Origin of the sequence: Clostridium septicum (genome assembly GCF_003606265.1) — a bacterium.
In the GTDB taxonomy this organism is placed as follows: Bacteria; Bacillota; Clostridia; order Clostridiales; family Clostridiaceae; genus Clostridium; species Clostridium septicum.
The window spans coordinates 647,865-662,656 of the sequence record NZ_CP023671.1; the positions used below are offsets into that span (position 1 = coordinate 647,865).

Annotated in this window: 13 protein-coding genes; 4 read left to right on the forward strand and 9 right to left on the reverse strand. The window is 27.6% G+C overall.

What is annotated here, in order from left to right:
- The first annotated feature begins 104 nt into the window (after positions 1-104).
- Positions 105-812: a hypothetical protein gene (locus CP523_RS02915; protein ID WP_066677016.1), complete on the forward strand. Its 708-nt coding sequence runs from the start codon at positions 105-107 to the stop codon at positions 810-812.
- Between the two features lie 7 nt (positions 813-819).
- Complete coding sequence (locus CP523_RS02920; RefSeq protein WP_066677019.1) at positions 820-1,437, forward strand: DUF4397 domain-containing protein; 618 nt, start codon at positions 820-822, stop codon at positions 1,435-1,437.
- 49 nt (positions 1,438-1,486) lie between these two features.
- Here the strand turns inward: CP523_RS02920 and CP523_RS02925 are convergent, their stop codons facing one another.
- The 3 genes from CP523_RS02925 to CP523_RS02935 are packed head-to-tail and all read right to left on the reverse strand — an operon-like array spanning position 1,487 to position 4,244.
- A complete protein-coding gene (locus tag CP523_RS02925; RefSeq protein WP_066677020.1) occupies positions 1,487-2,686 on the reverse strand; it encodes an ABC transporter permease in 1,200 nt (399 codons plus the stop codon).
- A 17-nt stretch (positions 2,687-2,703) separates the two neighbouring features.
- Positions 2,704-3,393, reverse strand: coding sequence for an ABC transporter ATP-binding protein (locus tag CP523_RS02930; protein WP_066677021.1), 690 nt, complete (start codon positions 3,391-3,393; stop codon positions 2,704-2,706).
- A gap of 2 nt (positions 3,394-3,395) precedes the next feature.
- On the reverse strand, positions 3,396-4,244 hold the full coding sequence (locus CP523_RS02935; RefSeq protein ID WP_066677023.1) for an efflux RND transporter periplasmic adaptor subunit: 849 nt from the start codon (positions 4,242-4,244) through the stop codon (positions 3,396-3,398).
- Positions 4,245-4,410: 166 nt separating this feature from the next.
- Here CP523_RS02935 and abc-f point away from each other — a divergent pair, with 166 nt between their 5' ends.
- Positions 4,411-6,327 carry a ribosomal protection-like ABC-F family protein gene (gene abc-f / locus CP523_RS02940; RefSeq protein ID WP_120140471.1) on the forward strand — a complete coding sequence of 639 codons (1,917 nt, stop codon included), beginning with the start codon at positions 4,411-4,413 and terminating at the stop codon, positions 6,325-6,327.
- 170 nt (positions 6,328-6,497) lie between these two features.
- Here the strand turns inward: abc-f and CP523_RS02945 are convergent, their stop codons facing one another.
- The 6 genes from CP523_RS02945 to CP523_RS02970 all read right to left on the reverse strand — a co-directional run bounded on the left by CP523_RS02945 (position 6,498) and on the right by CP523_RS02970 (position 13,680).
- Positions 6,498-7,718: an IS256 family transposase gene (locus tag CP523_RS02945; RefSeq protein WP_120140472.1), complete on the reverse strand. Its 1,221-nt coding sequence runs from the start codon at positions 7,716-7,718 to the stop codon at positions 6,498-6,500.
- 257 nt (positions 7,719-7,975) lie between these two features.
- Positions 7,976-9,214 (reverse strand): IS256 family transposase, encoded by a 1,239-nt coding sequence (locus CP523_RS02950; protein WP_120140384.1) that lies wholly within the window; start codon positions 9,212-9,214, stop codon positions 7,976-7,978.
- 146 nt (positions 9,215-9,360) lie between these two features.
- A complete protein-coding gene (gene dut, locus CP523_RS02955) occupies positions 9,361-9,801 on the reverse strand; it encodes a dUTP diphosphatase (RefSeq protein WP_066679179.1) in 441 nt (146 codons plus the stop codon).
- Between the two features lie 100 nt (positions 9,802-9,901).
- Positions 9,902-10,624 (reverse strand): hypothetical protein, encoded by a 723-nt coding sequence (locus CP523_RS02960; protein WP_083089655.1) that lies wholly within the window; start codon positions 10,622-10,624, stop codon positions 9,902-9,904.
- Between the two features lie 85 nt (positions 10,625-10,709).
- Positions 10,710-12,158: a putative bifunctional diguanylate cyclase/phosphodiesterase gene (locus CP523_RS02965; protein WP_162925931.1), complete on the reverse strand. Its 1,449-nt coding sequence runs from the start codon at positions 12,156-12,158 to the stop codon at positions 10,710-10,712.
- 232 nt (positions 12,159-12,390) lie between these two features.
- Complete coding sequence (locus tag CP523_RS02970; RefSeq protein WP_066679183.1) at positions 12,391-13,680, reverse strand: uracil-xanthine permease family protein; 1,290 nt, start codon at positions 13,678-13,680, stop codon at positions 12,391-12,393.
- Positions 13,681-14,032: 352 nt separating this feature from the next.
- Here CP523_RS02970 and CP523_RS02975 point away from each other — a divergent pair, with 352 nt between their 5' ends.
- Entirely contained in the window at positions 14,033-14,770 is a 738-nt protein-coding gene (locus tag CP523_RS02975) for a polysaccharide deacetylase family protein (protein ID WP_066679184.1), read from the forward strand.
- The last annotated feature ends 22 nt before the right edge of the window (positions 14,771-14,792 follow it).

Here is a 14,792-nt window from a genome sequence, read left to right on the forward strand (position 1 = left end):
CTTCATTTTAGTGTGCTAATATTTCGATTTATCTCATATTGTATAAAGTAACATATAGATTTTTTAAACATATATTTATAATAAATATTCTTTGGAGGGAAAAAATGAATTATAACAATAATAATATTATTGAAGTTGATGATGACTTAAAATTCGTCCCATTAAATATTAGGGAACCATTTTCTTGTAAGGATTCTAAATGGATACCTTTTATAAATTTCGATGTGGATCCAGATAGAAATATTACTAACAATTTTTTATTTGGTTTTGGTTCCCCTATTGATAATAATAGTATTAACTCTGGTATAGTAAACATTCCACAAATTCCAGTTATGTCGCCTAATACCACAAATATTCCACAAAATACATTGGAACCTTCATTAAACCCTAGTATTATACCAACTTTACCGCAAAATAATACTACTAATCCAAATAATAATGAAGGTGCTATTAATTTATTATATCCATCTGAAGTTCCTTCTGATGAGTTATATTCTTATAACAAAACTGGAAGTTGTAAAGCAAATAGAGTTGTTGATATACCATCTACACTTAGTGAAAATCTTAACTCTAAATTTAATGAAGACTTAACTCATATGAATATACTTAAAGATTTTGATTTTAGTATGGATGACTCTTCAGATTTAAGATCTTCTAATTGCTCCAATATAGATAAAATTTTCAAAGAAATAGAAGATAATCATAGTGGGATATTAGGAACCTTTAAAGCTTATAGAATGCCTTATCCTATTTCTTCTTTAATAGTGAAAAAGGTAATTAAGCTATCACTTGAATATTCTAAAAAGGAGTAGTGATTTAATGATTTTATTTAGAGATAATTTACCTGACTTACAATGTAAGATAAGATTAATACATGCAATACCTTCTGCTCCGGCAGTTGATATTTATGCTAATGGTGAGCTTATTGCCAAAGATTTATCATTTAGTGACCTAAGTTGTTATACTACTGTAGCTCCTGGTAATTATGAAGTCCAGCTCTACGTAGCTGGAACATATGATACCCCACTATTAACTAAAAATATAGATTTACTTCCAAATTCTGCTTCAACTATTTCGGCCATTACACTTAATAATAATATAGATTTATTCGTATTAAATGATGCTAATACCCCTGGACAAATTAATAATTCTTTTCTAAGATTTATTAATTTATCTTCTAATTCTCCTTTATTAACTTTATCACTACCTAATGATATTTCTCTATTTAATAGTGTAGAATATATTGAAACTACTGGATATTACCCTCTTTCACCTGGAATCTATAACTATAAAGTATCTTTTGGTAGTTCAGAAGGACTTTTTAAATTTATAAAGGATTTAAAATTAGATAATGGTAAATTTTACACAATTTATATAATTGGGTTATTTAACAATACTCCTCAACTTGGATATATTATTGCTCAAGATGGAGTTTAATAAAAAATTAAGAAGTGGTAAATATACTTTATTTGCTACTTCTTATTTTTTATTCCTCTCTTAAAGCATCAATTGGATCTAATTGTGCTGCTTTTTTAGCTGGATAAATTCCAAAAAATATTCCAACTGCCGATGAAAAAATAATTACTAAAAATATATGTAAAAATGTAACCTTTGGTATTACTCCCATTATACTTCCCACTAAAAAGGCACTTGTTATTCCAACAATTAATCCTATAATTCCTCCTATTAATGATACTATCATTGCCTCTGTTAAAAATTGTAGTAATATACTTTTAGTTGTAGCTCCAACTGCCTTTCTTATTCCTATTTCTTTAGTTCTTTCTGTAACTGATACTAACATAATATTCATAACCCCAATACCTCCAACTAATAAAGATATTCCTGCAACTGCGCTAATAAAAGAACTAAAAATATCTATAACCTTATTTATTTCTTCAACTTGTTTTATTATTTTTTCTCCAATATATAGCTCCTTTTCCCTATTATTATGCCTTGCTGATATTATATTTATTGCCTCATTAGATGCAGCTTCTATATCTTCTTTAGATTTTGCAAGTAAAAAAATTGACTCTATTTCAGACTTTCCAAATATATTATCTAAACTATTTTTAGGAACTGTTGCTATAGCTGGTATATGCTCTACTGGAGCTGCATCCATATATCCTGGTGATTTAGTTACACCAATTATTATTAGCTTTTTTAGGTTATTAGAAGTTCCAATTAAAATATTTTCTCCTACTACCTCTTTGCATCCAAATAAACTTTTTGCAGTAAATTCATCAATAACAACTACTGCTTTTCCTTCTACACATTCTTTTTCTGTAAAATATCTTCCTTGTATTATTTCTGCATTCTCTATATATTTATAATCTGAAGTTACTCCATTTACATATATACTCTTTTCTTTATTATCAACTTTACATATTCCAACTCTCATAACAGTTGGAGTAATAGCTTTTACAAATTCACCTTTTTCTTTTATCTCATTTATATCTTCTAACTTAATATAATCTTTCTTCTTAGCTCGTGAATTATCAACTTTTATCTGTACTGTTGATGATCCTATTTTTTCTAATTTTCCTGTTACAACTTCCTTTCCACCCTTCCCCAAAGAAATAATTGTAATTACCGAACTAACACCTATTATTATTCCAAGCATAGTTAAAAAACTTCTAAGCTTATTTGATTTTATGCTTTCAATAGCCATTTTAAAGTTTTCCCTCATAAAATCTCCTCTTACTTTTAAATATCTTTACAAATAATATTTTCATCCTTAAATATTTCTCCATCTTTTACATATACTACCCGTTTTGTATACCTAGCAATTTCCTCTTCATGCGTTACCATGATTATAGTAGTTCCTTCCTTATTTAAGTTTTGAAATATCTTCATAACTTCTAAGCTAACTTTTGAATCTAAATTTCCAGTAGGTTCATCTGCCATTATTACTGAAGGATTATTAACAATAGCTCTTGCAATAGCTACTCTTTGTCTTTGTCCACCTGAAATTTCATTTGGTCTATGTTTAATCCATGGTAATAGTCCAACTTTCTCTAAAGCACTAATAGCTCTTTTATTTCTTTCCTTAACTGATACTCCTGCATAAATCATAGGTAATTCTACATTTTCTAGAATATTAAGCCTGGGTAAAAGATTAAAATTTTGAAATACAAATCCTATTTCTATATTCCTTATTTTTGCTAACTCATCATCAGTTAAGTCATTTATAAGTCTATTATTTAGCTTATACTTACCGCTATTATATCTATCTAAACATCCTAAAATATTCATAAGAGTACTTTTTCCTGAGCCAGATGGTCCCATTATAGCTGTAAATTCTCCTTTTTCTATATTTAGAGAAATATTTTTTAAAGCCTCATATTGTATCTTTCCTGTATTATATATTTTACTTATATTATTTAGTTCTATCAGAATTATTTCCCCCTTTTAACCCTATCTCCATTATTTAATTCTCCTGAAGGATTTAAAACTACCTCTTCTCCTACTTCTATCCCTTCTAATATTTCCATATCCATCTCTCCTTCAAGACCTACTTTAACCTCCCTTTTTTCAATAACATTGTTAGTACAAACAAATACATAATTCTTATTTCCCTTTTCTATCTTTATTGATTCTGTGGGAACTACAACAACATCATTCTTTTCTCCTACTAGTATATCAACTTCATTTTTAAATCCTATTTTAAGATTATTAACACTATTTAAGCCTTCTATATCAGCATCTAAATAGGGCTCTCCATCTATGGAACCCGATATATTCTTAGCCACAGGACTTATAAAAGATACCTTTCCTTCAATATTTTCGTTATTACTTTTAACTATTGCTAGTTGATTTAAATTAACATATTTACTATCATATTGATTTAACAATATCCTTAATTTTAAATTATTTATATCTTGAACAACAATTAATGGATATGAGGGATTAGTATATCCTCCTTCTGATGCATTTATTTCAGTTACTGTTCCAGTATTATCTGAAATTATATTTCCAACTTCTAATTTTGCTAGTTGTTGTCCTTTTTCTACTTTATCCCCTACATTAACATCTAAACTAACAATCTTAAATTGTCCTGCATAATATTCCTGTTTACTTTTTGATTGAACAATTCCTGTTGTATTTATATATCTAGCTATATTTCCCTTTCTCACCGAATATACCTTTACTTTTATTACATCTGACTTTTTTATAATTGTTAAACTTAATATAATTCCTACTAATATAAAAAATGCTATATACATTAATAATCTTTTCTTTTTCACAAACCTTCACTCCTAAAATCTCTTATCAATTTTAGAGTATTTGCATTAATATATATATTTATGTAATCTATATATATTTTCTATATTTGATTACATAGTTGGTTGATAGTATAATTAATAGTAATTGTTTTATTTAAATAGAGATAAATTTAATTGGAGGATAAAAATGATAGTTTTAAGCTGTAAAGATATATCTGTAAGTTATGGTATAAGAGATGTTTTAAAAAATATAACCTTTTCGATAAACGAAGGAGATAAGGTTGGTATAATTGGTGGTAATGGTGAAGGTAAATCTACATTGTTTAAAATTATCTCTAAAGAACTTACTCAAGATGCTGGTGAAGTTTTTATTGATAAAAATAAAACCCTTGGATATCTAACTCAACATGTTGATTTAGATTTGGAAAATACAATATATGAAGAACTGGTTTCTGTTTTTAAAGAACTTAAAAATATAGAAATTAGATTAAAGAAAATAGAAGAAAGTCTAAATGAACCTTATGATGCAAATAACGCATCTTACCATGATAAATTAATAAAGGATTATACAACTCTTCAAGATTTATATGATCATAAAGGTGGATATACTTACAAAGGAGAAATATCTCGTGTATTAAAAGGTCTTGGCTTTGTAGAAGATGATTTTGAAAAAAAGGTTTCCACTTTAAGTGGTGGTCAAAAAACTAGAGTATCTTTATGTAAACTTCTTTTAAGAAATCCAGATATTATTCTTTTAGATGAACCTACAAACCATTTAGATTTAGAAGCAATAGAATGGCTTGAAGATTATTTAAAATCATATAAGGGTACTGTACTTGTTATTTCCCATGATAGATTCTTTTTAGATTCTGTAACTAATAATACTTTTGAAGTAATAAATGGACATATAAATTGTTATAATGTTCCTTATACTAAATTTATAGATTTACGTAAGAAAAAATATGAAGCTGACCTTAAAGCATATAATATTCAACAAGCAGAAATTAAAAGACAAGAAGCTATAATAGAAAAGTTTAGAAGCTTTAATAGAGAAAAGAGTATTAAAGCGGCTGAAAGTAGAGAAAAAGCTCTTGATAGAATGGAAAAAATAGATGCTCCAGATAGAGAAAAAGAAGCTTCTAAAATAAAATTTGAGGCATCTGTAAAAAGTGGTTATGATGTACTACATATTGAAAATCTTTCAAAAAGCTATGGAGAAAAAACTCTTTTTAAAGATCTTACCTTTGATTTAAAAAGGGGAGAAAAAGCAGCCTTAATAGGTGAAAATGGTAGAGGAAAAACTTCATTATTTAAAATGATATTAAATAAACTAGATAGTGATTCTGGAAATATAATACTTGGAACAAATGTTAATGTAGGTTACTATGATCAGGAACAATCTGATTTAAATATTGATAAATCAATAATAGATGAAGTTTGGGATGAGTTTCCAAATCTTACAACTTCTAAACTTAGAGGTATTCTTGCATCATTCTTATTTACTGGTGACGATGTTTTTAAAGAAATTAAAACATTAAGTGGTGGAGAAAAGTGTAGAATAAATTTACTTAAACTAATGATTTCAAAGTCAAATCTTTTACTTCTTGATGAACCTACTAACCATTTAGATATTATGTCTAGAGAAGCCTTAGAGGATGCTCTTATAAGTTATGATGGTACTCTTTTAGTAATATCCCATGATAGATATTTCTTAAATAAAGTCATAGGTAGAATACTAGAGCTTAAAGAAGATGGTGCCAAAGAATACTTAGGTAACTACAGCTATTTCCAAGAAAAAAAGCTTAATCCTACTAGATATCAAGAATTAGAAGAATTAGCAAATGGAAAAACAAAAACCAAACTTAAAGATGAAAAGAAGAAAAAAAAAGAACAGGAAAAAGAAGAAAAAGCTTTAAAACTAAAAATTAAAAAACTTGAAGAAGAAATTGCAAAAAAAGAAAATGATCTACTTAAACTTCAGGAACAACTTTGCCTTGAAGAAATTTATTCTAATCCTACTGAAAGTGAAAGAGTTAGTAAAGAAATTAAAAATATTGAAGATATAATTGCTAGCCTTTATGAGGATTGGGAAAATTTATGTTAAAAACAAAAAAATATTACTTGAGTCTGTCAATATTTTTGTGTAAACTTTAGAAAATTTAGTTTTATTTTAAAGGTTGGAAAGGTTAATACAACATCCAACCTTTATTTTTCTTTAATTGATAAATTTTACATAATAATCTGCACTTTAATAAGAGTTAGACTAAATATTTTTTAGAACAACTGGTCGTCTAAACGACCTTCGAAGAAGATTGATAGTTGAGCTAAAATTTGAGCCCATCCTCGTATTGATTGGGTCCATTTCTTTGTTATATCAACGGTAGCAAGGTATAAAATCTTCATTAATGATTCATCATTCGGAAATATAGATTTAGTTTTAGTAACTTTTCTCAGTTGACGATTATAACTTTCCATTGCATTAGTTGTATATATTATTTTTCTAATCTCTGGTGGATATTTAAAGAATGTTGATAACTCATTCCAGTTATTTCTCCAAGACCTTACTGCTATTAAGTATTTTTCTCCCCATTTTTCTTCTAATCTATCTAATTCCGCTAATGCGACCTCCTCAGTAGAAGCGGTGTAAACTAGTTTTAAATCTGCATTGAAAGCTTTTAAATCCTTATAAGATAAGTATTTACTTGAATTTCTTATTTGATGAATAATACATCTTTGAATTTCAGTGTTCGGATAAACAGCTCTAATGGCTTCGTTAAACCCTACTAACCCATCAACTGAAGCAATTAGTATATCTTTTACGCCTCTATTTTTTAACTCATTCAGAACAAGCAACCAATATTTTGATGACTCTGATGCTCCTATCCATATACCAAGAACATCTTTTTTTCCTTCAATATTTACTCCAATCGCAGCGTAGGCTGCTTTCGAAACAACGGTGTTATCTTTTCTCACTTTAAAGTGAATAGCATCCATAAATACTATAGGATATACTGTTTCCAACGGACGGCTTTGCCATTCTCTAATCATTGTAATTACTTTATCTGTTATATTAGAAACTAATGTTGGTGATATGTCCATTCCGTATATTTCATTTACTTGTGATGCTATATCTCTTGTAGTCATTCCCTTAGCATACATCCCAATTATTGAGCTTTCTAAATGTGAAACATCAGTTTGATGTTTTTTTACTATTTCAGGCTCAAAAGAACCTTCTCTATCTCTTGGAACATCTAAGTCGAAGTAGCCAAGATTGGATTTCATAGTTTTTCGGCTCTTGCCATTACGGCTATTAGTTGTGTTTTTATTTTGGTAATCATGTTTCTCATATCCAAGATGATTATCTAATTCGGCTTCCAGCATTTGCTGAAGCATTCCTCCAAATAAGTCTTTTAAAACATTTTGAATATCTTCAGCTGTTTTAATATTTGGATCCTTTGCTAATATTTTTATTAATTCTTTCTTTGAAAATGACATAGTCTGTGTTCCCTCCATAATTGATAATTTATTATATCATTTTCTGAAGTTTACACAGACTATTTTACACTCTCTATTACGAGAGAATAGATAATTCTGTGTAATTATCATTTTTATTATTTTAATATTACTGGAAATTTTCATTTCCAGTAATATTTTTTTATATTTAAGAAATACTAATAATGTTTCTTATTACCTTTTTTAGTATTTCAAAAAAATCTAATAGTATGCATATAATTTATAAAAAGTACAAGCTTTTAAGCTAATTCATCTTTTAATTGATCTTCAAATATTATTGATAGCTCTGCTAACGTAGCACCCCAATTATGTATAGGCTGAGTCCATTTTTCTAGTATCTCCATCGTTGCTAAGTAAACACACTTATTTAAAGATTCATCAGTTGGGAATATGACTCTAACTTTAGTGAATTTACGTATTTGACGATTAAAACCTTCTAAGATATTTGTAGTATAAATCATCTTTCTTATAGTTGGAGAGAAGTCGAAAAATGTTGAAAGGTTACTCCAATTATTATACCAGGAATCTATTACTATTCCATATTTATCTCCCCATCTCTCCTTTAAATTATCTAGCTGTGCTAACGCAAGTTCCTCTGTTGTAGCCTTATAAACCTCCTTCAAATCTTTCATAAATGCTTTTTTATCTTTTGAAGCTATGTATTTTATTGAATTTCTTATTTGATGAACAATACATGTTTGAATATTTACTGATGGAAATACTGTTTTTATAGCTTGTGGAAGCCCTTTTAATCCATCCATACAAGCAATTAAAATTTCTTTTACACCTCTATTTTTTAAATCATTGCAAATTCCTAACCAGAATTTAGCACCTTCAGCTTCATCAACCCATATACCTAAAATATCTTTATATCCTTCCATAGTGTATCCTAAGCATATATAGACAGCCTTGTTAACTATCTTTCCATTACTTCTAACTTTAAAGTACATAGCATCTAAATAAACTATTGGATATATTTTATCTAATGCTCTATTTTGCCATTCGGCGGCGCTAGCAAGCACTTTATCAGTTATTTTAGATACCATCGATGGTGATATAGTTATTCCATATAAGTCTTCAATTTCAGCCTGAATATCAGATGTTGACATACCTTTAGCATATAAAGATATAATCTTTTTATCTAACTCAGTACACACAGTTTCATATTTTTTTATAATTTGTGGCTCAAATTCAGCATTTCTATCACGGGGTACGTCTAGGTCGACGTCACCGAAGGAACTTCTTAAATTTTTGCGACTATAACCATTCCTGTAGTTCTTCTTAGTTTGATCAACTGCTTCTACACGTTCATATTTATTTCTTCCTAGATGTTCTTCCATTTCACCTTCTAATATATTTTCAAGAACATCTTTAACTAATCTTTGTATTAATCCGTTTTTACCCATCACATCATCGATTGTTTTACATCTTTTAATTTCCTCGTTGTAATCAAAGTTGGTATCAATTTTTCTTGTCATAATAATTCCTCCTAATTTATATAGTATATTATTCCAAAACTTCCAACTGTTAATACAAAAAAAAACAGTAGATAGTTTTGTTTTTACACAAAACTATCTACTGTCTCTATTACTTGGTTAAAACCAAGTAATATTTTATTCTAATATTATCGTATTCCTGATGAACCAAAACCACCTACTGATCTTTCTGTATCAGATAACTCATTAACTTCTGTCACTTCTACTTTCCATACTGGTTTAACTACCATTTGTGCAACCTTCATTCCTTTTTCTACTACAAATTTTTCTTTACCATGATTAATTAATATAATTCCTATTTCTCCTCTATATCCCTCATCTATTGTTCCTGGAGTATTTAAAACAGTTATCCCATGCTTAAGTGCTAATCCACTCCTAGGTCTTACTTGAGCTTCAGTTTGTTTTGGAAGCTCTATTTTTATACCAGTTTTTATTAAAGCTGATTCATTTCTTTCAATAATAACTTCTTCTACTGAATATAAATCTAATCCTGCATCTCCTTCATGAGCGTATTTAGGTAATATCGCATCTTTATGTATCTTTTGAACTCTTAAATTAAATTCATTCATTATTAATAATCCTCCAATAAAAAATATATACCTATTCTACCATATGATAATATAAAGTAAAATAAGGCCATAAGATTAAATCTTATGGTCTTACTTTATCTTACTTTCTATAACAGCATGCCTTTATTCTATTAACTACACATACTGTTGCCTCTTTTACATTAGAATCAATTATTACTTCATTCCAGTTTATATAACATGGTTTTTCAAAATATCTTCTATCAACAATTGATATAACCCTATAACATCCATCATCTAAATTATCAAATATAACTTTACCTTCTGAATCCGTTAATTTAGATTCACATAATCTAGGTGATACACCGTTTAGCATGTACAAATTAACTTTGGCGCTCTTTAACTCTACACCATCTTTGCTACCTAACTTAACACAGACTATAATGTGTCCTTTCTCTTGGTTAAGCTCTTCGGCACAACTATTATTTAAATTATTATCTAAATTTCTATCTAAATTATTTAATTTGTTAAAATACTCTTGCCCAGCATTATCAGTATTAGTAAAATTATGTCCATTTGCTGCATTTCTATTACAGCAATAATCTCCTGTATTATTAGAATAACTTTCATTTATACCATTACCATAATCCTGGTGAATATTATTTGAGTTAGCATAATTATTATTTTCTGGTGCAGAATCACATTCTCCTTCCTCCCGTACTTCTAGGAATACATTATAATTTTCATTTCCATTAATTGATACACCACCATTTGGATTCCCTTGATTTTTCACTTTAGAATTATTATTAAATTGCACTTCGCCATTCTCATTAGTAGAAAACTCGTCATCTATCATTATCTTCATAGTACCCTCCTAATAACAATATAGTTACATAATATGATTTACGGCCCTTTTTTGTGATAAAAAAAAAGCTGATTTAATAAAATTTTTAAATCAGCTCTTTTTCTTGCTTTATTATTATCATTTGACTTACCATATCTAACCTATTTGGTGTATTATAATAAGAATCTTGTATTATATCGCAACCTATATTTCTTAAATATTCCTGTTGTATTCTAGTTTCAACTCCTTCTGCAACTACTCTTAAGTTAAGAGTATTAGATAATTCTACTATACTTTCTATCATATTATTTATATTTTCATCCTTATTTATTTGCTTTATAATTCTATTATCTATTTTTAAAACATCTATTGGTAATAATCTTAAATATTCTAAAGACGAATATCCTGAACCAAAATCATCTAAAGCAATTGATACTCCTAATGCTTTTAATTCATTTAATACTTTTATATTTTTACTAAAAGATTTCATTATAGCACTTTCTGCAATTTCAAATTCTATATAATGACTATCTAAATTATATTCCTTTAATTTACTTTTTATATAATCTACTAACTTCTCATCTCTTATTTGTATATAAGAAAGGTTTATTGATATTTTAAAATTTTTATTAGTTTTTAATATTAACTCCTTGCAATTTTGAAAAGCACAATCAATTATATACTTGCCTAATATAAGAATAAGCCCTGTACTTTCTGCTATAGGTATAAATTTTGTTGATGATACATTTCCTAACTCTTTACTATTCCATCTAACTAAACACTCATATCCTTCAAGCTCTTCTGTAATTGAGTTTACTTTTGATTGATAAACTAAATAAATTTCATTATTATTTATAGCACTTTTTAAAGCCATTTCTAATTTATTATCTTTATTTAAACTATCTAATACAGACCTATCATAAATTTTATATTTATTTTTACCATCTGATTTTGCTTTATACATAGTCATATCAGCTTTTGTTAATAATGTTTCTGTATCTTCACCATCTGTTGGATAGATGCTAACACCTATACTCATAGCACAATAAATTTCTCTATCCTCTATTATTATTGGATTATATAAAGTTTTATACAATCTATCTAGTATATCTTTTATTTCCTTTAGATCTTTTATTCCATATTTAGCTACTACAAACTCATCTCCTCCAAATCTAGAAATTAATGATTTATCGTAGAAAAATTCACTTAAAACATTACAAAATCCAACTAATACTTTATCTCCAAGATAATGACCATATGTATCATTAATACATTTAAAATTATCTAAATCTATAAAAACAACTGCAATTTTATCTTTATTTTTTTGAGATTTTTTTATAATTTTATCCATTTCATTTATAAAATATCTTCTATTAGGTACACCTGTTACAACATCATACTCCGACATCATATATAATTTTTCATAACTATTTTCTAAATAAATCTCCTTAATCATTAGAAAATATCCTAATATTATTATAATTAACCATATTATATTAACATCTTTTCTTAATATAATTACACTTTCGATAAATAATATTACTGTAATAAACATAATTAAAACCCTTTGTCTCATACCCATAAATGTCACCACTGCCCTTATTAGACTTTTATTTACCCACTAATATTTTACCATATTTTTCATTTAATTGTATTACGTTTTCAAATTATTTTAGATATAAATAAAAAGCCCCTTTAATAGGGACTTTTATATTTTTATAACCTAACTTAAATGTAACTGCTACAAAATCCTCTTTCTTTAATAGGGACTTTTATATTTTTATAACTTATTGAAGTGATTTATTATAAATTTTAGTTAATATTGCATTTAATATAACTCCTACTAGTGCTGCCAGACTCAATCCAGAAATACTTACTGATTCAGTTATTTCTATTGCTATAGGATTTTTTAAGAATATTCCAGATAAACCTATAAACATTATCACACCCATAACAACTATATTCTTTGAGTTAAACTCTACTTTTTCATTCTTTATTGTTTGAACACCTACTAGTGCTATCATAGAAAATAACATTATACTTATACCTCCCATAACTGATGATGGAATGGTTTTTATTGTTGCTCCAAACTTATCAACAAAGCTTAATATTATTGCAAAAATTGCTGTTAATCTTAATATTGCCGGATCATAATTTTTAGTTATTGCAAGAACACCAGTATTTTCTCCATACGTAGTATTTGCAGGTCCTCCTAATAAAGATGCTGCTATAGTTGCAAGTCCATCTCCCAATAATGTTCTATTTAACCCTGGATCTTCTATGAAATTTTCTCCGACAACTTGCCCATTAGTTGTTATATCCCCTATATGTTCCATAAACACAGCTAATACAACTGGTACTACTATCATTATTGCTCCAAAATTAAACTTTGGAAGAGTAAAATTTGGTACTGCTACTAAACTAGCCTCTTTAATAGTATTTACATCAACTACTCCTAATATTAAGCTTAATGTATATCCAATAGCTACTGCTATAATTATAGATATTTGAGATAAAAAACCTTTTGCAAACTTTTTAATTAAGAGTGCTAAGGCTAAAGTAACCATCGCTATAGTTAAAGACTTTCCTGATCCTTCTACTCCTGCTATTACTGAATTTACTCCAGCCATATCTAATGCAGTTGGAATAAGATTTAATCCTATTACAATTATCATTGGTCCCACTACTTGTGCCGGCAATACTTTCTTTATTTTAGAAACACCTATCTTTTTTATCAAGAATGATACTGCAACATATACAAGTCCAGCTACAAATATTCCACCTTGTGCATATCTTAGATCTCCATATTGATTTGTAACTGCACCTATAACAGGTATAAATGCAAAGGATGATCCTAAAAATACTGGAACTTTTCTTTTTGTGCAAAAATGAAATATAAGAGTTCCAACTCCTGCAGAAAATAGTGCTACTGAAATATCTAATCCTGTAATCATCGGAACAAGTACTGTAGCTCCAAACATTGCTATCAAATGTTGTAATCCTAAAATTCCTTTACGTAAACCTCTTTTAACTACTTGTGATTGATAATTTTCTTTTGTCTCAACATATTGTGCCATACAAACATGCCTCCTTATTTTTAGTAAGGAGAAATTTAATTTCTCCCCTTTTCAGTATCTCTGTACTGATTTTAAAAGGTATCTTATTCTATATAATAAAAAAACTCCTTGACATTTAGCTGCAAGAAGTTATAATAATCCCCAAAACCAAGAATTACATAATTTAATTACTAAACTTCTTATCAGCCTCTCTGGACTAAATTAAAGAATTTTTTTATTTTCTGTGCTCAATTATAGCAACTTTAATTTTATTTTGCAATATAATTTTACTTTTTTCCAAATAATTAATACTATATTATACTTATATTCGGAAATACTAAATTATATATTACAAACAAGGAGGTAATATGTAATGAAAAATAAATTAAATATTTTCATTTTCTCTTTAGTTTTTATATTATTTATTTCTTATAATATTTGTCCAAATGCTTTAACAATACATAATGAAAATGATAATACAGAATCCGAAGAAAAAATAGTTTATCTTACTTTCGATGATGGTCCAGGTGGTAAAACAACACTTAAAATATTAGATACATTAAAAGAAGAAAATGTTCCTGCTACCTTTTTTATTATAGGAGAACAAATTCAAGGACAAGAAAATACTATTCTTAGAATGAAAAATGAAGGTCATAGCATAGGATTACATAGCTTTTCTCATGAAAAAGCAAAGCTATATCGTGGAAATGAAGGCTTCTTAAAAGAAATGCTTGAAGATCAAGAAAGTCTTTACAAAGTTACTGGAGAAAAATATCATATTTTAAGATTTCCTTTTGGTTGTAACAATAATACTTATAAATTAAATCAATCAATGATTGACTTACTTCATGAAAATAATTTAAGAGTATATGATTGGAATACTGATAGTGGTGATGGAGCTAATCCAAATTCTTCACCTGAAACAATAATAAAAAAAGCTTGCTCAAATAAAAATCAAAATAAAGTAATACTTCTTATGCATTGTTCTTATATGCATAAAAACTCTGCAAAAGCATTGCCAAACATAATAAAGTATTATAAGTCTGAAGGTTATAAATTTAAGGCTATAGATGAAAACACACCTGAGCTTTATAAAATTATGAAAAAATAATAAGAGACTAGGGTTTATCCTA

Bases quoted from the DNA above. Each gene is read 5' to 3' on its own strand.
- CP523_RS02945 (WP_120140472.1), bottom strand. From the start codon at position 7,718: ATGTCATTTTCAAAGAAAGAATTAATAAAAATATTAGCAAAGGATCCA.
- CP523_RS02960 (WP_083089655.1), bottom strand. From the start codon at position 10,624: ATGAAGATAATGATAGATGACGAGTTTTCTACTAATGAGAATGGCGAA.
- CP523_RS02920 (WP_066677019.1), top strand. From the start codon at position 820: ATGATTTTATTTAGAGATAATTTACCTGACTTACAATGTAAGATAAGA.
- abc-f (WP_120140471.1), top strand. From the start codon at position 4,411: ATGATAGTTTTAAGCTGTAAAGATATATCTGTAAGTTATGGTATAAGA.
- dut (WP_066679179.1), bottom strand. From the start codon at position 9,801: ATGAATGAATTTAATTTAAGAGTTCAAAAGATACATAAAGATGCGATA.
- CP523_RS02915 (WP_066677016.1), top strand. From the start codon at position 105: ATGAATTATAACAATAATAATATTATTGAAGTTGATGATGACTTAAAA.
- CP523_RS02975 (WP_066679184.1), top strand. From the start codon at position 14,033: ATGAAAAATAAATTAAATATTTTCATTTTCTCTTTAGTTTTTATATTA.
- CP523_RS02970 (WP_066679183.1), bottom strand. From the start codon at position 13,680: ATGGCACAATATGTTGAGACAAAAGAAAATTATCAATCACAAGTAGTT.
- CP523_RS02925 (WP_066677020.1), bottom strand. From the start codon at position 2,686: ATGAGGGAAAACTTTAAAATGGCTATTGAAAGCATAAAATCAAATAAG.
- CP523_RS02965 (WP_162925931.1), bottom strand. From the start codon at position 12,158: ATGTTTATTACAGTAATATTATTTATCGAAAGTGTAATTATATTAAGA.
- CP523_RS02950 (WP_120140384.1), bottom strand. From the start codon at position 9,214: ATGACAAGAAAAATTGATACCAACTTTGATTACAACGAGGAAATTAAA.